Origin of the sequence: Brenneria alni (assembly GCF_003666245.1) — a bacterium.
GTDB classification, from domain to species: Bacteria; Pseudomonadota; Gammaproteobacteria; order Enterobacterales; family Enterobacteriaceae; genus Brenneria; species Brenneria alni.
The window spans coordinates 1-17090 of record NZ_MJLZ01000048.1; the positions used below are offsets into that span (position 1 = coordinate 1).

General features: G+C 48.7%; 15 protein-coding genes and 2 pseudogenes. 6 read left to right on the forward strand and 11 right to left on the reverse strand.

Features of this window, described 5'->3' with window-relative positions; genetic code table 11:
- Positions 1-726 precede the first annotated feature (726 nt).
- Complete coding sequence (locus tag BIY29_RS16995; RefSeq protein ID WP_121576246.1) at positions 727-2064, forward strand: NCS2 family permease; 1338 nt, start codon at positions 727-729, stop codon at positions 2062-2064.
- 250 nt (positions 2065-2314) lie between these two features.
- Here the strand turns inward: BIY29_RS16995 and BIY29_RS17000 are convergent, their stop codons facing one another.
- A complete protein-coding gene (locus tag BIY29_RS17000; protein ID WP_121576247.1) occupies positions 2315-3037 on the reverse strand; it encodes a 4'-phosphopantetheinyl transferase family protein in 723 nt (240 codons plus the stop codon).
- A gap of 626 nt (positions 3038-3663) precedes the next feature.
- Here BIY29_RS17000 and BIY29_RS21135 point away from each other — a divergent pair.
- Positions 3664-3756 (forward strand): annotated as a pseudogene (locus tag BIY29_RS21135) (CsgG/HfaB family protein); the annotation flags it as partial.
- A gap of 71 nt (positions 3757-3827) precedes the next feature.
- Here the strand turns inward: BIY29_RS21135 and BIY29_RS17010 are convergent.
- Positions 3828-4253 (reverse strand): organic hydroperoxide resistance protein, encoded by a 426-nt coding sequence (locus BIY29_RS17010; protein ID WP_121576248.1) that lies wholly within the window; start codon positions 4251-4253, stop codon positions 3828-3830.
- 153 nt (positions 4254-4406) lie between these two features.
- Entirely contained in the window at positions 4407-4811 is a 405-nt protein-coding gene (locus tag BIY29_RS17015; protein ID WP_121576249.1) for a winged helix-turn-helix transcriptional regulator, read from the reverse strand.
- Positions 4812-4897: 86 nt separating this feature from the next.
- Here BIY29_RS17015 and BIY29_RS17020 point away from each other — a divergent pair, with 86 nt between their 5' ends.
- Positions 4898-5749 carry an SDR family oxidoreductase gene (locus BIY29_RS17020; RefSeq protein WP_121576250.1) on the forward strand — a complete coding sequence of 284 codons (852 nt, stop codon included), beginning with the start codon at positions 4898-4900 and terminating at the stop codon, positions 5747-5749.
- A 198-nt stretch (positions 5750-5947) separates the two neighbouring features.
- Here the strand turns inward: BIY29_RS17020 and BIY29_RS17025 are convergent, their stop codons facing one another.
- The 8 genes and pseudogenes from BIY29_RS17025 to rpmH form a co-directional block, all read right to left on the reverse strand.
- On the reverse strand, positions 5948-7222 hold the full coding sequence (locus BIY29_RS17025; RefSeq protein WP_121576251.1) for a cytosine permease: 1275 nt from the start codon (positions 7220-7222) through the stop codon (positions 5948-5950).
- 21 nt (positions 7223-7243) lie between these two features.
- A complete protein-coding gene (locus BIY29_RS17030) occupies positions 7244-7933 on the reverse strand; it encodes a helix-turn-helix transcriptional regulator (RefSeq protein WP_121576252.1) in 690 nt (229 codons plus the stop codon).
- Between the two features lie 29 nt (positions 7934-7962).
- A pseudogene (locus tag BIY29_RS17035) lies at positions 7963-8142 on the reverse strand (GNAT family N-acetyltransferase); the annotation flags it as partial.
- A 681-nt stretch (positions 8143-8823) separates the two neighbouring features.
- Positions 8824-10188, reverse strand: coding sequence for a tRNA uridine-5-carboxymethylaminomethyl(34) synthesis GTPase MnmE (gene mnmE, locus BIY29_RS17040; RefSeq protein ID WP_121576253.1), 1365 nt, complete (start codon positions 10186-10188; stop codon positions 8824-8826).
- Positions 10189-10312: 124 nt separating this feature from the next.
- Positions 10313-11947 carry a membrane protein insertase YidC gene (gene yidC, locus BIY29_RS17045; protein ID WP_121576254.1) on the reverse strand — a complete coding sequence of 545 codons (1635 nt, stop codon included), beginning with the start codon at positions 11945-11947 and terminating at the stop codon, positions 10313-10315.
- A 2-nt stretch (positions 11948-11949) separates the two neighbouring features.
- On the reverse strand, positions 11950-12207 hold the full coding sequence (gene yidD, locus BIY29_RS17050) for a membrane protein insertion efficiency factor YidD (RefSeq protein WP_121576255.1): 258 nt from the start codon (positions 12205-12207) through the stop codon (positions 11950-11952).
- Complete coding sequence (rnpA, locus tag BIY29_RS17055; protein WP_121576256.1) at positions 12171-12530, reverse strand: ribonuclease P protein component; 360 nt, start codon at positions 12528-12530, stop codon at positions 12171-12173. The genes yidD and rnpA overlap by 37 nt, the downstream gene beginning before the upstream one ends.
- Before the next feature lie 18 nt (positions 12531-12548).
- Positions 12549-12689 (reverse strand): 50S ribosomal protein L34, encoded by a 141-nt coding sequence (gene rpmH / locus BIY29_RS17060; protein WP_003849659.1) that lies wholly within the window; start codon positions 12687-12689, stop codon positions 12549-12551.
- 658 nt (positions 12690-13347) lie between these two features.
- Here rpmH and dnaA point away from each other — a divergent pair.
- The 3 genes from dnaA (at position 13348) to recF (ending at position 17081) form a co-directional block, all read left to right on the forward strand.
- Entirely contained in the window at positions 13348-14742 is a 1395-nt protein-coding gene (gene dnaA, locus BIY29_RS17065) for a chromosomal replication initiator protein DnaA (RefSeq protein WP_121576257.1), read from the forward strand.
- 4 nt (positions 14743-14746) lie between these two features.
- Positions 14747-15847 carry a DNA polymerase III subunit beta gene (dnaN, locus tag BIY29_RS17070; protein ID WP_121576269.1) on the forward strand — a complete coding sequence of 367 codons (1101 nt, stop codon included), beginning with the start codon at positions 14747-14749 and terminating at the stop codon, positions 15845-15847.
- Between the two features lie 148 nt (positions 15848-15995).
- The gene (recF, locus tag BIY29_RS17075; RefSeq protein ID WP_121576258.1) at positions 15996-17081 is read left to right on the forward strand and encodes a DNA replication/repair protein RecF; all 1086 of its coding nucleotides are present in this window, start codon (positions 15996-15998) and stop codon (positions 17079-17081) included.
- Positions 17082-17090: the final 9 nt, after the last annotated feature.

A 17090-nucleotide genomic window follows, 5' to 3' on the forward strand; every position in this document is an offset into this window, starting at 1 on the left:
GGTTAGTGTAGTATCGATTCCGCTGGTAGATAGCTGCCGAATGTGCGCTATTTTATACATGGAATTCATGACGCTTCAATGATAATTTTTATAAACGATTATTTTTTATTTGTATCTGCTAATTAGGTTTTTTAATTACTATTTCCTGTAACGTATTAAAGTCATTTTCAAAATCATAAGGGTATTAATTGGTGTATTCTCTGCGCTGGTAATATCCAGCCTCTCTTCGATCTGGAGAATCCCCAGAAAAATTCTTTGGTTATATTACTCAATATAACCAATTGATATTAGATAAAAATATATTTTCGAATCGTTCTCCCTATGGCGTAAGAAATTACGTTGAGGTGGACGCACCCGCGGTTCGGAAAAGGGGGCGAATGCTGAAGGTACCGCGCCAGCGGCGTGATTTCAGCCACAAGCCCGGGTTCGTAGGGTGGTGGCGTTTGAACCACCCTGCGTCGGGCGCGTACTGCAACGGTTGCAGAAATCTGCATTGGTTAGTACGCACGAAACCCTCACTGTACTGACAGAAATTCTTCCCCAATTTGTGGGGATTCCCCAGCCATAAAGAGCCAACACTCTGCGTTGTTCAAAACGACAACGTTTTGTCCTGCAACTCGAATTATTTAGAGTATATAGAAAGAAAAAATGGGGATCCTCGTTACTGCGCACTATTTTGTTATAGGATACCCGAAAATTATTATCCCTTTCTTTGGAACGCTGACAATGAATAAATCACAATTGGGTCATGCTGCCGGGCAAGGTCTGCTGGAGCGTGTGTTTAAACTGACACAGCACGGCACCACCGCACGGACAGAAACGATAGCCGGTTTCACCACCTTTTTTACTATGGTATACATCGTTTTTGTTAACCCGCAGATTTTAGGCGCGGCAGGTATGGATACCAAAGCCGTTTTTGTCACCACCTGCCTGATCGCCGCGTTTGGCAGTATCCTGATGGGGTTGCTGGCTAACCTGCCGGTCGCGCTGGCGCCGGCTATGGGCCTGAATGCCTTTTTCGCTTTTGTCGTCGTCGGGGCGATGGGGCTTTCCTGGCAGGTTGCTATGGGGGCTATTTTCTGGGGCGCAGTCGGTTTCCTGTTGCTGACGATTTTCCAGATCCGCTACTGGATGATTGCCAATATACCGCTTAGTCTGCGGCTGGGGATCGCCAGTGGTATCGGTCTGTTTATTGCCATGATGGGGCTGAAGAACGCCGGAATTATTGTTGCCAACCCGGAAACACTGGTCACTGTGGGTAATTTGACGTCACACAGCGTTTTGCTGGGTGCGCTTGGCTTTTTCATTATTGCCGCTCTCGCGTCACGCAATATTCACGCAGCGGTACTGATTTCAATCGTGGTGACCACCTCGATTGGTTTGTTCCTCGGTGATGTTAAGTTTACCGGCGTTTTCTCTATGCCGCCGAGCGTCACGACCGTGGTTGGACAGATTGATTTGGCGGGGGCGCTGAATCTGGGGCTGTCCGGGGTTATTTTTTCTTTTATGCTGGTTAACCTGTTTGACTCTTCCGGCACCTTGATTGGGGTAACGGATAAAGCCGGTCTGGTGGATGCCCGCGGCAAGTTTCCCCGGATGAAACAGGCGCTGTATGTGGATAGCGTCAGCTCGGTTGCGGGGGCTTTTATCGGCACCTCTTCAGTGACGGCTTATATCGAAAGCTCTTCCGGTGTATCCGTTGGTGGGCGTACCGGCCTGACCGCTGTCGTCGTCGGCCTGTTATTTCTGCTGGTTATTTTCCTGTCGCCGCTGGCGGGTATGGTTCCCGCTTATGCCGCAGCTGGCGCGCTGATCTATGTGGGCGTATTGATGACATCCAGTCTGGCGCGGGTTAAATGGGATGATTTAACCGAAGCGGTTCCGGCCTTTATTACGGCAGTGATGATGCCGTTCAGCTTCTCGATCACCGAAGGGATTGCGCTGGGCTTTATCTCTTATTGTGTGATGAAGCTGGCGACGGGCCGCTGGCGCGAAATCAGCCCATGCGTGGTGGTGGTTGCGTTATTGTTCCTGTTAAAAATCATTTTTATCGACGCGCATTAATATTGGTTAATGCTTCACATTGGCAGTCATGGAAGAACCGATCCCATGACTGCCACGCTTTTGCATGTTTACCGGAAATCTGATTTTTCCTACTTTAGCCAGCTTCATAACGGTATCGCCAGCCTTATGGTGACGACCCGCGTAAGCCATGTCGGAATAATTTACCGCAGGTGAGTATTGCTGCTAAGTTTTTACCACGCTCACGAAGTAACCACTCGCCGGGATTATTGCTGCGAGGATAGTGCGGATGTCACTTTTCTGCGGTGTGGTTGGTAAGTTTCATGTAACGCAGGGACTGACGCTGTTGCTGCACAATTTCCCCGGTTTTTTTCATGCCCGATTTCGTGGTGTAGCTCCACATAACCAGCCGATTAAGCGCCGGGACATGCGCACATGCCCAAGCCAGATAATCATCAATATCACTCATGACTTCAACCGCAGAAAGACAGTCAGAGCGCAGCCGTCCAGACGCTGGGTGGAGCCTCAGATTTTCCGCCCGGCACTCATTCGATTTGGGAATTTTCATCAGGGACTGACGAATGGTACGAAGCTGAATGGCGGCTTCCAGGGGATCGCGTTGTGCTTCAATCCATGCTTTTTCGGCAAGGGTCTGTGTTTGGCTATGCTCCGTTGTCTGGTGATTTGTCCTGACACGGACAATCTCAATATCCATACCGACACTGCCTTCTTCACTCATCAGAATGGCAATGGTGTTCCCGGCATAACCCAGGCTGAAATTTGGCAGGTTATGATCGGCGAAATAAGGACGCCCATCCGCAGAAACCAGCAGTTTTGGTAGCTGTGGATAGCCGAAAAAGTAGAACATCATCTCAGCCAGTAACGCCCGGCTTTTCAAATAACGCTCGCGGCGTTTAACGGAAAAGCCTTGTGTGGATAAAATGAGTTCATCTGGCAGTCTTTGCAGGTCAGGAAGCGCTTCCGTGCCAGTCCACCTGACAAAATGGCAGGTCATTGTTCACTCCGTGATGACGATAAGAAACAGTGTGTATGCTCGTCATACTTCAAGTTGCATATGCGTTGGCTGTGTTACTCGGCCCCTCCCTGGGCCTCGCCCATAAAGGGCCAACGCTTTGCGTTGTTCAAAACGACAACGTTTTGTCCTGCAACTTGAATTATTTAGAGTATATCGTTTGAGCCATACTTACTTTAATGCATTATAGATGCATATTATCAGACTAAAATATGATCCAAAGATAAATAAGTGGATAAATCGGCGATTATTATCTATTAATCGCAATGATCTTCCGAAATATCGGTCTTTTTTGGTGTTGCGCTGCCGCCTGACTCATCGCATAAAGTATGCGAATATCCCCATTACGCCAAACTGAACGCAGCAGGCGCTTTGCTGTTATTCATATGGCGTCTCAACCTTGTTGGACACACGCGTGCTTAGGAAAGGCTATTTGCAACATCGGCGTGCATTGTTGGCTGAGAACGGGAACGCTGACACTTGCGTCTTTTACCACCTTTAAGTGGGGAAAAAAGTGAGTGGTTCGCCGTTTTGCGCTATTATTTCCGCTCATATTGTAAGTACTTACTTACAATATGGATGCCAGCCTCTGATTTATGCTCATGTCTATTACTGTCGGAAAATTTGAAAATCGTTCTAATTACATGAATGGTATTTTTTCTGATGGCGTGGACAATTTAGGCAACCGTAAACGCCACGTTGGATCGTGGCGTTTTTAGCATTATCTGCCGCCCCTTTTTATCAAAGTGGGTTATCCGGCAATCTAATGGGGTCAGATAACGGTCAGCGTGACATCGATATTGTTGCGGGTGGCGTTCGAATAGGGGCAAACAACGTGTGCCTTTTTCACCAATTCTTCAGCTTTTGCTTTGTCAAATCCCGGAATAGCGATTTTTAGCTCGACTTCAATACCAAATCCAGTCGGGAGTTTACCAATGCCGACACTGCCTTCAATTGAGGTGTCAGACGGCAGTGAGACTTTCTCACTTGAGGCAACACTCTTCAGCGCACCCAGAAAACAGGCAGAATAACCTGCGGCAAACAGTTGTTCAGGGTTTGTTCCTTCGCCGCCACCGCCGCCCAGCTCTTTTGGTACATCAAGTTTAACATCAAGGTGTTTGTCTGAGGAAACCGCACGACCATCGCGCCCGCCGGTAGCCTTAGCATGAGCAACATAGAGAACTTTTTCGATAGACATATTTTATCCTGTGGTTTACGAGAACATAATCAAGCGTAGACCATGATGGAACGTAAATACCGGATGAAATGACAGGTTAAATTCAATCGGTAGTTAAAAAATCTATAGATACAATGGGCTGGGCTATTTTTTTTTAAAATAGAATGATGATATTTAAGAAAAAGCCGAATCCTCATTCTGTTGTGCTGACAATATTGCGCCTATATTTTCTTCTATCCAGTCTGCCAGAATTTTGACCCGTTCACTGACCTCTTTGCCCATAGGTGTCAGGCGGTATTCAACGTGCGGCGGTACTACGGGATAAGCCGTACGCAATACGAAACCATCATTTTCCAGCCATTGCAGCGTCTGGGCCAGCATACGCTCGCTGACGCCGTCAATTTTTCGACGCAACTGGCTGAAACGCAGTGTCCCATCCAATAACGCCACTAAAATCAGGACGCCCCAGCGGCTGGTTACGTGGTTAAGTATCTGGCGAGATGGACATTTTTGGGCGAAAAGATTTCCCTGCAAGGCTATGACTGACGATGAGGCGGCTGCTTTTACTTTTTCTGGCACTATACTTACCTTTGTGTGCGTACTTACTTAAAGTTAGCTTTGTCGATATTATGCCAGCCAATGTCAGTCAAAGAAAGGAGCTTATGATGATTGCTGTTACAGGTGCATCTGGTCAATTGGGCCGTTTGGTTATTGAAGAATTGTTGGATGAGGTTCCGGCGAGTGATGTTCTGGCGCTGGTGCGGGACGTCACCAAAGTCGCTGATTTAGCCGCACGCGGTGTTCAGGTGAAGGCGGCGGATTATAACCAGCCGGCGGCTCTGGTTTCCGCATTGCAAGGGGTGGATAAAGTCTTGTTGATATCGTCCAGTGAGGTGGGGCAGCGTACTGCGCAACATCGTAACGTAATTGAGGCGGCACAACAGGCGAAGGTGAAACTGCTGGCTTATACCAGTCTTCTGCACGCCGACACCTCGCCGCTGGCATTGGCAACTGAACACAAGGAAACAGAAGCAGTGTTAAAAGCCTCTGGTTTACCTTATGTGCTGCTGCGTAATGGCTGGTATACCGAAAATTATGCCGCCAGCATACCTGCTGCATTGCAGCACGGTGTATTTATCGGTAGTGCGGGCGAGGGGAAAATTGCTTCTGCCGCGCGTGCTGACTATGCCGCTGCCGCTGCCGCCGTGCTGACTCAGGACAATCAGGCCGGTAAGGTTTATGAACTGGCGGGTGATGAGCCCTATACCCTGGCGGAGTTAGCGGCGGAAGTCAGCCGCCAGTCTGGTAAGGCTATCGGCTACCAGGATCTGCCCGCAGCGGAATACAAAGCGGCGCTGGTTGCCGCTGGCTTGCCTGAGATATTTGCTGATCTGCTGGTTGATTCGGATATCGGGGCGTCGAAAGGCGGGTTGTTTGATGATAGTCATCAACTGAGCCGCCTGATCGGGCGTTCGACCACGCCATTGTCAACCGTGGTGAAAGGCGTGATTGAGTAAGACAATTGCAGCTTGGTTGGTCGCCATAATAAATGGCGATCCTGCCAATCTTGTATATTATTCTGATGGATTTATGTGGAGTCAAATCAGAAAATGCCCCGGCTAACACAAGGCTGCCAGGCATTCCAATCCGGCGATATAGCCCGTTTTAATAAAACGGGCAGTACATATCCAGAGTGCGCTATACGCCAGTCAACATCAGTGTTTATACATTACGCTAGTCAGCCAATACAGAATACTGGCGGCTAATATTGAATTCAGGGCGGGAATTCCCCATTCAATGGTGAGTCCTACTATACTGCCCGCAAGGCTTGCTACGATTGCCGACCAGCCGATTAAGGGCGTCTGTTCAATACCTGGCAGTTTTCCTTTTTGCCGACTGTCGGTTAACAATGCTCTATGGGTGCGCAAAATATAATAATCGACCAGCATGATCCCAATAATGGGGGGGAAGAGAACACCTAATAAGGTGAGAAAATCTACAAATCTTTCTAAAATACCCATAACGGAAAGCAAGGTTCCAATAAAGCCAATAACCAATGTTATTGACATATAACCGAGTTTTTTACCGGTAAGACCCTCTATTGCATTAGCAATACCTAATGAAGAGGAGTAGAGATTGATATCATTTATCCTCAAGGTGGAGAAAATAACAGCAGTAAGGCCGATACCCCCCGCCGCCTGGGACATGATCGTTACTACATCTGCCGTATTCAATGCTCTTGCAATTAATATTGCCAGCCCATTAACAATGAACTCCCCGACGATAATGGACATAATGGTCATCCAGAATACATGCCGCCCTTTTTTTGAATAGCGTGTCATATCCGGTGTTATTAAGCTTGCGACAATACAACCGCCAACAACCATTGTTGCTCCCTCGCTAATAGAAATGGGAACGCCAGTCGGTGATGAACTAATCAGTTCGTAAATGTTATGTCCCGTAAGCGTCATTGTGGATATATATCCCACAATCAATATAAATAGCGGCACCGCTATTTTTGCCGTAAATCGCAATGCGTTGAACCCAAAGGCGACCAAAAGCGTCAGCGCTGCTCCAGATATTGCAGCCGACCAGCCGAAACCAAGTTTATCATCAAGCGCATAATTGAGGGCTTTTGCAAAAACGGCATTTTGCACACCAAACCAGCCTAACAGGCTCACGGCAATGACAACACCTATCAGGACTGAGCCAATACGTCCAAATCCGCACCATCTCGCCAGAAGGCTTCCAGACAGTCCTTCTTTCATGCCCGCATAACCCAGTCCCAGTGTTACCAGGCCAAAAATAGCACTCCCAATAAATATCGCTAAAAATGCATGACTTAGCGTCATCGAATTACCGAGTACGGCACCTAGCATAAATTGATCTAATGCTGTCAGCATTCCTATGTGCACTAATGCCACATTAAAAAATGGCAATCTCACGTTCAGCGGAACCCGACTCACTGGATAATCATTTATTATTTCCATTTTAAATTTTTCCCATTAAATTTAAATAAATATAACGCCTTTTGCTATAAGAGAATGCGGAATATAACTCCCCAAGCCTAAGTGGTGACAAAATTCTTCAAATTGCTGCTGTGAATGAACGCCTGCTTTTTGATACATATTATGTATTCTGTTCTCAATGGTTTTGTGAGAAACATTAATCCTTTTGGCTATCTCCTTGCTTGAGCGTCGTTGCAGTATTAAAAAGATGATATCAAGTTCTGCTCTGGTGAAAATGTTTGTGGTTAATTCTGTTTTTAATACCGATGGCTTTTTTTGATTAATGTATATCAGAGGGGATAACGTGCTGAGTTGTTTTGCGTTCCAGATTGTCCCAATACAAATTTTTTCTTCATTTATGATTGGGAATTTCTCACTGATAAAGGGGGTGAGCGTTTTTTTTCCATACCAGTAATGTGTTTCTATAACGGCAATGCGCTGATTACTATTTTCTGCCCGTCGATCATGCTCTCTAAAATCATCGGATAATTCAGCCCATTCAGCGGGAAATTCATCATCAAGTTTTCCTTCAATATCAAACTCTGAGGGAGTATTGGTGTAAAGCCGGGCCGCTTTGTTCATATATATATGGCGTGATTCTAAATCTTTTATCCCCCAGGGTTCATTTAGGCCTTCCAGTAGCGTAATAAGGCTATTGATATAATTTCCCATACTTTTAGATGATGGCATCATGCCCTCCTTTTATGTCTGAATTTTACTTATCAAGTTGGTTTTGATAAGTAATGGCAAGTATACTTATGTGTAAAATCCAATAGATTTCCATATTCTCGATAGCCTGATTTTTCATAAAACCCCCGCGCCTGGAAGTTAAAGGCATCGGCATAAGCCATATGGCAACCGCGTTTTAATGCTCCTTCTTCTGCTTTTTTCATGACTCTCTGGTTTGTCTGTAATATTCAAATTCATTTTTTGCTTAATCTCCAAATATCTTTGCTAATACCATAAATTATTTTTTCTTACAAGAGTGTTTTTTGCTCGTTTAAATATATAGGGAAAAAGTTATTATAAAATCATTCAACAAATATAAATGTTAAAAACTAACTATATATAAAAATATTATTTCATTAATAAATAGTTAATTAGCGAAGTATGTACATTGGGAATTTTCGCTTACATCAGGGAAACTATTTAGTGTGATAAAATTGTTAATATTTAGTGCATTGCGTTTTTTGATGTAATATATTTTTTGTTCGATACGAGATGTTTCTCCAGTGATGTGTTTACTTAAAGGCGTTTAAAACGCATAGCCGAAAGGTATGTCCTCTGAAAGAATAAGTTCTGGATCTTGTTCTGATTGATAAATCCTGACCGCAGACGGATTAACTCCCCTTTGTGCCTGTTTACCCTATATCCTGATGTGCCGCATTGTTGTCCGTAACCTTCAGCCTTTAGGCATATTTATATTGATTTAAACAAGGCTCAATGCAGAAGCTGGAATAGGGTCTGGTCTATAATCCGTGGCTATGAGCGGAAGAGAGCATAAGCGGCTAGAACAAAAAATCCCGCATAAAAGTCAGCTATGCGGGATAAGTGGAGGTAAGTGAGTGCTCACATACTAATCATTACTTGCCGATGCAAAAGCTGGAAAAAATACGCCCCAGAAGATCGTCGGAGGTAAATTCCCCCGTAATTTCGCTAAGAGCCTGCTGGGCCAGCCGCAGTTCTTCAGCTAACAGTTCGCCTGCGTAAGCGCTTACTAACTGTTCTTTGCCCTGCGCCAGATGCTGTGCGGCCTGTTCTAATGCTTGCAGGTGCCGACGCCGCGCCAGAAAGCCCCCTTCGGTATTGCTGGTGAACCCCATACTTTGTTTGAGGTGTTCACGTAACGTATCAATACCCTGTCCGGTGCGTGCTGACAGACGGATAAGTGAGTAAGTATTCACATCCTCGATACCCAGCGGTTCTCCGGTAATATCGGCTTTGTTTCGTACCACGGTAATGGGTAGCGTTTTCGGTAGCCGAGTCATAAACTCAGGCCAGATTGCCGAAGGCGCAATGGCCTCGGTTGTGGTGCCATCCACCATAAACAGTACGCGATCGGCCTGTTCAATTTCCTGCCAGGCGCGTTCAATACCGATGCGCTCAACCTCATCTTTGGCGTCACGCAAACCCGCGGTGTCGATGATATGCAGCGGCATCCCGTCAATATGAATGTGTTCACGCAATACGTCGCGGGTCGTTCCGGCAATATCGGTAACAATCGCCGCTTCCCGTCCTGCCAAGGCGTTGAGCAGGCTTGATTTTCCGGCATTAGGCCGACCGGCAATCACCACTTTCATGCCTTCGCGCAGCAGGCTGCCCTGATGAGCTTCAGCTCTGACGACGTCCAGATCGGCCATAACATGGTTGAGTTGGCCTTCAATTTTTCCATCAGAGAGAAAATCAATTTCCTCATCGGGAAAATCGATAGCGGCCTCAACATAAATTCGCAGATGGGTTAACGCCTCAACCAGATGATGGATGCGGGCAGAAAATGCCCCTTGCAGTGAATTAAGTGCAGATCGAGCGGCCTGTTCGGAACTGGCATCAATGAGATCGGCAATGGCTTCCGCCTGTGCCAGATCGAGCTTGTCATTGAGGAAAGCGCGTTCAGAGAACTCCCCAGGGCGCGCAATACGCACATCGGGTAAGGTCAGAATTCGTTGCAGGAGTAGGTCGAGAATGACCGGGCCACCGTGCCCCTGAAGCTCCAGCACGTCTTCACCAGTGAATGAATTGGGGCCGGGAAACCACAGGGCGATACCCTGGTCGAGAGGCGTGCCGTTGGCATCACGAAACGGCAGGTAGTCGGCATAACGCGGTTTGGGCAGTTTACCCAATACGGCTTGCGCCACGGTTGATGCTGCTCGCCCGGAAACACGTAAAATACCTACCCCGCCGCGTCCCGGTGGCGTGGCTTGGGCTACGATGGTGTCGGCATTGCTCATGGTTTTCTCTGTTTTTTTATATCAGTTGAAAAAGTCGCTCCGCGACGGCCCGTAGGTGAAACGCGTCATAAAAAATAAGGCGGTCAATGACCGCCTTATCGTTAGCATATGACAACCGTGGCGGCTATTTTTTCTCGCGGCTGTGTAAGCCACGTTTTTCCAGACCACGATAGATCAATTGCTGCTGAATGATGGTCACCAGGTTGCTGACGATATAATACAGCACCAGACCAGAGGGGAACCACAGGAAGAACACGGTGAAAATGACCGGCATGTAAGTCATGATCTTTTGTTGCATCGGGTCGGTAACGGTGGTCGGCGACATCTTCTGGATGAAGAACATCGTGACGCCCATCAGGATCGGCAAAATGTAGTACGGGTCTTGCGCAGACAGGTCATGGATCCACAGGGCAAACGGCGCATGGCGCAGTTCAACGGAGCCCATCAGCATGTAGTACAGCGCCAGGAAGATTGGCATCTGAATCAACAGCGGGAAGCAGCCGCCTAGCGGATTCACTTTCTCTGATTTGTACAGCGCCATCATTTCCTGGCTCATGCGCTGTTTGTCATCACCGATACGCTCACGCATTGCTGTCAGCTTCGGTTGTAACATGCGCATTTTCGCCATTGAGGTGTATTGCGCTTTGGTCAGCGGGTACATAATGCCGCGCACGATAAAGGTGATGGCAATAATGGAGAAGCCCCAGTTGCCGATAAAGCCGTGCAGGAATTTCAGCAGCTTAAACAGTGGCTGAGAAATGAACCACAGCCAGCCGTAATCAACGGTCAGGTCAAGATGCGGGGCAACTGCGGCCATCTTGTCCTGAATTTCCGGGCCAACCCACAGCGTTGCATTCAGGTTTTGCTGGCTGCCGGCCGGTACGATGACCGGGGTAGCTTTAAAACCAATGGCGGCCTGCCCGTTACCAAGATTGCTGCTATAGAAGGTGTTTGCCCCTGCGGTGGTTGGGATCCAGGCGGTGGCAAAGTACTGCTGCAACATCGCTACCCAACCACCGTTAGTGATGATATTCAGGTTCTCATCCATGTCGCTGAAGCTGTATTTCTTATACTTATCTTCGCTGGAAGAGAACGCCGCGCCACGGTAGGTATGCAACGCAAAGTTGCTGCTGCCGGTATCACGATGTTTTGGCAACTCGATGGATTGTTTCAACTGACCGAACAAGGTCAGTTCCAGCGGCTGTGCGCTGGTGTTATTGATGCTGTAATCAACATTCAGCGCGTAGTCGCCACGTTTCAGTACAAACGTTTTGGTGTAAGCGACGCCGTCAGCTGCGGTATAAGTCAGCGGAATACGTAGTTCACTTTGGCCGTCAGCCAGTTCAAAGTGATCCTGAGCGGCGGTAAACAATGGACGCGGACCGTTGGCCGGATTGTCCGGGCCGTTTTTACCGGTCAGGCCGCTTTGTGCCTGATAGACGAATTCGGGAGTGGTTTCCAGCAGCAGGAAAGGTTTATCAGAACCCAGCGTATCCGGGTAAGCCAGCAGATGTGCCTGCTCAATGTCGCCGCCGCGGGTATTGATGGTCAGAGACAGCACGTCGGTTTTAACCGTGATCAGTTGACCTTGGCCGCTGGCGGGTACGCCCTGGTTAGTGGCATCGCCGGATGCTGCATTCGTAGCTTGCTGTATGGCCTGTGTGGTCACTGGCGGATTTTTGTCCGTTTCCCAGGCCTGCCAGATCATAAAGGTTACGAATAGCAGAGCGATGAGAAAAAGATTGCGTTGCGAATCCATCGTTAATGTTCTCTGTTATTGTCGGTTTTTGGCGGTACGGGGTCATCACCACCAGGGTTCAAAGGGTGGCATTTTAATACGCGTTTAAGCGTCAACCAACTGCCTTTTATCATGCCGAACCTGCGTATTGCCTCAATACCGTATTGTGAACACGTTGGCCGGAAGCGGCAATGTGGTCCAAGTAACGGACTGATTACAAGTTGATAACCGTGTATCAACCCGATCAGCAGGCGGGAGCCAAACGACAGTGCCGACGCCATAATTTTTCCAACGCTTCCGTCAGTGTTCGATTATCCAGTTCAGACACCCCTTTTTTCGCAATTACCACAAAATCCATTGATGGCAATGAATGTTGATTCAGGCGAAAGCTTTCACGCGTCAGGCGTTTAATCCGATTGCGTTCATGAGCACGTTTAACATGCTTTTTGGCAACGGTAAGACCGATGCGGGGATGCCCCAGCGTGTTCAGGCGGCCGAGGATAGTAATTTGCGGCGTGCCAGCCCGTTGTGGCTGCTGGAAGACGAAAGTGAAATGGCTGGGAGTTAACAAACGTAACTCCCTGGGAAAAGCGAGCTTAACCACTCGGAGGGTTAGCTTTTATTACTTAGAAACAGTCAGACGAGAACGGCCTTTCGCACGACGGCGGGCCAGAACCTGACGACCATTTTTAGTGGCCATACGAGCACGGAAACCGTGGCTACGGTTACGCTTCAATACGGACGGTTGGAAAGTGCGTTTCATGGCGATTTCTACCTAAACTTGGATAATTAACTTCACAGTAAACGCGTTTGGCTACTCGGCGTGAAAATGACCGACGCCTCAATCGCATATAACAATCATATATAACTGAAAGAGGCGGGATTGTAATAACTGTACAGTCCTGAGTCAATTAACATCACACTTTACCTGCCAGCCATTCCAGTTATTTTTGGATTTCTGTCTGGCCGAGCACAGAAAACAGGCGTGGACGCGCGGGCAGGGAATTATACGGACTCTGGAACAAAGCGCAAGGATCCTGCGATGATCCTCCCTGACGGGATCATGATCAATATCACCGCAGTACCTTAATATATGGTCTATTCTTAAACTCATTCGCGTGTAGCAGGCGGACTAACATTAGTCCGATTTTTTTTCGTGATGTCTTAGGCTGCTATAAGAATAGCCTGTGGATAAAAAGGATCAAAACTGTGCAGAAGGGGAGGATCTCTTTGTTGCTTTAGGTTATGATCCGCCGTCCCGTTAGCGATCTTTCTTTGGGATCGTCACGGTCAACCGCATCGGTTACGCGGTGCATCCGCCGTCCGGGTTGTAGACGGGGCAGGTGCCAAAATCATGAGTCATATAAATAACGTTTCTTATTCTTTTCTTTTTGATCGTTTTTGTTCGAGTGGAGTCCGCCGTGTCACTTTCGCTTTGGCAGCAGTGTCTTGCCCGTTTGCAGGATGAGTTACCTGCCACAGAATTCAGTATGTGGATACGCCCGTTACAGGCGGAACTGAGTGATAACACTCTGGCGCTCTACGCCCCTAATCGCTTTGTGCTGGATTGGGTTCGTGATAAATATTTAAATAATATCAATGGATTGTTGAATGATTTTTGTGGGATGGATGCCCCGCTGCTGCGTTTTGAAGTGGGCAGCAAATCCCTGGTTCAGACGATAAGTCAGCCGGTTAACCACCATAATAATGCCAGCGTGGCAGCGGCAACGCAGGTGCGTTTAGCGCCAGTACGCCCAAGCTGGGATAATTCACCGGTGCAGGCAGAGCACAGCTATCGTTCCAATGTGAATCTCAAGCATACCTTTGATAACTTTGTTGAAGGTAAGTCGAACCAACTGGCGCGTGCCGCCGCTCGTCAGGTGGCCGATAATCCGGGTGGAGCCTATAATCCCCTGTTTCTGTACGGCGGAACCGGCCTGGGTAAAACGCACTTATTACATGCGGTCGGCAACGGCATCATCGCCCGTAAAGCCAATGCGAAAGTGGTTTACATGCATTCCGAGCGCTTTGTTCAGGATATGGTAAAAGCGTTGCAGAATAATGCGATTGAAGAGTTCAAACGCTATTACCGTTCGGTGGACGCGCTATTGATTGATGACATTCAGTTTTTTGCCAACAAAGAGCGTTCCCAGGAAGAGTTTTTCCATACTTTTAATGCGTTGCTGGAAGGTAATCAGCAAATCATTCTCACGTCCGATCGCTACCCGAAAGAGATCAACGGCGTGGAAGATCGCCTGAAGTCGCGTTTCGGCTGGGGGCTGACGGTGGCCATTGAGCCGCCGGAGCTGGAAACACGCGTGGCGATCCTGATGAAAAAGGCCGACGAAAATGACATTCGCCTGCCGGGAGAAGTGGCGTTCTTTATCGCCAAGCGTCTGCGCTCTAACGTGCGTGAGCTGGAAGGCGCATTAAATCGGGTGATTGCCAACGCCAACTTTACCGGACGTTCCATCACTATTGATTTTGTGCGGGAAGCGCTGCGCGATCTGCTGGCCTTGCAGGAAAAACTGGTTACTATCGACAATATTCAAAAGACAGTGGCGGAATATTATAAAATCAAAATTGCCGATCTATTGTCCAAACGACGTTCCCGCTCGGTAGCTCGTCCACGCCAGATGGCAATGGCGCTGGCCAAAGAGCTGACCAACCACAGCCTGCCGGAAATCGGTGATGCATTTGGTGGCCGCGACCATACTACGGTGTTACATGCCTGTCGTAAAATCGAACAGTTGCGTGAGGAAAGTCACGACATCAAAGAAGATTTTTCCAATTTAATCAGAACATTATCTTCATAATATGATGAAATTTATTGTTGAACGCGAACATCTGTTAAAACCACTGCAACAGGTCAGCAGCCCGTTGGGTGGCCGGCCTACCTTACCTATTCTGGGCAACCTGTTATTGCAGGTTACCGAAGGGGCTTTATCACTCACCGGTACTGATCTCGAAATGGAGATGGTTGCCAAAGTGGCATTAACGCAGCCGCATGAACCGGGCGCCACCACGGTTCCGGCCCGTAAATTATTTGATATCTGCCGCGGCCTGCCTGATGGCGCGGAAATCACCGTCATGCTCGATGGCGATCGTATGCTGGTGCGCTCCGGGCGCAGCCGTTTTTCGCTGTCGACGTTGCCAGCTGCCGATTTTCCCAATCTGGATGACTGGCAAAGCGACGTTGAATTCTCGTTGCCGCAGGCAACGCTGAAGCGTTTGATTGAAGCCACGCAGTTTTCGATGGCGCATCAGGACGTTCGCTATTACCTCAACGGTATGTTGTTTGAAACCGAAGGGGGGGAATTGCGTACCGTCGCCACCGACGGTCATCGTCTGGCGGTGTGCGCCATGCCGGTGGGGCAGTCGTTGCCAACACATTCGGTGATTGTGCCGCGTAAGGGTGTGATGGAACTGGTGCGTTTGCTGGATGGCGGTGATACGCCGTTGCAACTGCAAATTGGCAGTAACAATATCCGCGCTCACGTCGGTGATTTTATTTTTACGTCCAAGCTGGTTGATGGCCGTTTCCCGGACTATCGCCGCGTATTGCCGAAGAACCCGGATAAGACGCTGGAAGCCAGCTGTGATTTACTTAAGCAGGCATTCTCCCGTGCGGCTATTCTGTCGAATGAAAAGTTCCGTGGCGTGCGTCTGCATCTGATTCAGAACCAACTCAAGATCACCGCCAATAACCCTGAACAGGAAGAAGCGGAAGAAATTCTGGATGTGCAGTACGACGGTACTGAAATGGAAATCGGTTTCAACGTCAGTTATGTACTGGATGTTCTGAATGCGCTGAAGTGTGAGGATGTTCGCTTACTGCTGACGGACTCGGTATCCAGCGTGCAGATCGAAGATGGCGCCAGCCGGGCGGCGGCCTATGTCGTGATGCCGATGCGCCTCTAATATATGGTGGGCGATTTTATTTGCCAGCCTGGGATTGGGCAGTGCTCGCCATCCTCACGTACATTGAGTACGTTCCAGGGTATTTGCTGCGCGGCCTGCTCCCACTCTGTCTGCGACCATAACACCCTTGCTCACAAGAAGTAGTCGCATGGCGCTAACTCGTCTTCTTATTAAAGATTTTCGCAATATTGAAGCGGCCGATTTGGCGCTGGCGCCCGGCTTTAACTTTCTGGTCGGGGCGAATGGCAGTGGTAAAACCAGCGTACTGGAAGCGATTTACACGCTGGGGCATGGGCGGGCGTTTCGTAGCGTGCAGGCAGCACGGGTTATTCGTCACGAACAGCCGGAATTTGTCCTGCACGGTCGTATCGATGGTGTTGAGCGCGAAAGATCGGTCGGGTTGAGTAAAAACCGTCAGGGTGACGGTAAAGTGCGTATCGACGGCAGCGACGGCCATAAAGTGGCCGAACTGGCACAGCTACTGCCGATTCAGTTAATTACTCCCGAAGGTTTTACCCTGCTGAACGGCGGGCCCAAGTACCGCCGTGCCTTTCTTGACTGGGGTTGTTTTCATAACGAACCCGGTTTTTTCTCCGCATGGAGCAATATGAAACGCTTGTTGCGTCAGCGTAATGCGGCGCTGCGACAGGTGGGTCATTACGGACAACTGCGGGCCTGGGATCAGGAGTTGGTGCCATTGGCTGAACGTATCAGCCAATGGCGGGCGCAATACAGCGCGGCGATTGCTGAAGATATTTCAACCACCTGTAGCCAATTTCTGCCTGAATTTGCCCTCAGTTTCTCTTTCCAGCGCGGTTGGGACAAAGAAAGCGATTATGCCGAACTACTGGAACGGCAGTTTGAACGCGACCGTATGCTGGGTTATACGGCGCTTGGGCCGCATAAAGCCGACTTTCGCATCCGCGCCAGCGGTGTGGCGGTCGAGGATATGTTGTCTCGTGGTCAGTTAAAGCTGCTTATGTGTGCGTTAAGGCTGGCCCAGGGTGAGTTTCTCACCCGTCAGAACGGACTGCGCTGTCTGTATCTGATAGATGATTTTGCTTCCGAACTGGATAGTACCCGCCGCCGTTTGCTGGCTGAACGGTTAAAAGCCACTCATGCACAGGTTTTTGTCAGCGCTGTCAGCGCCGAGCAGATAGCCGACATGATGGGTGAAAATGGCAAGATGTTCCGCGTAGAACAGGGTAAAATAACGGTTCAATCACAGGTCTAAAATGAGCGG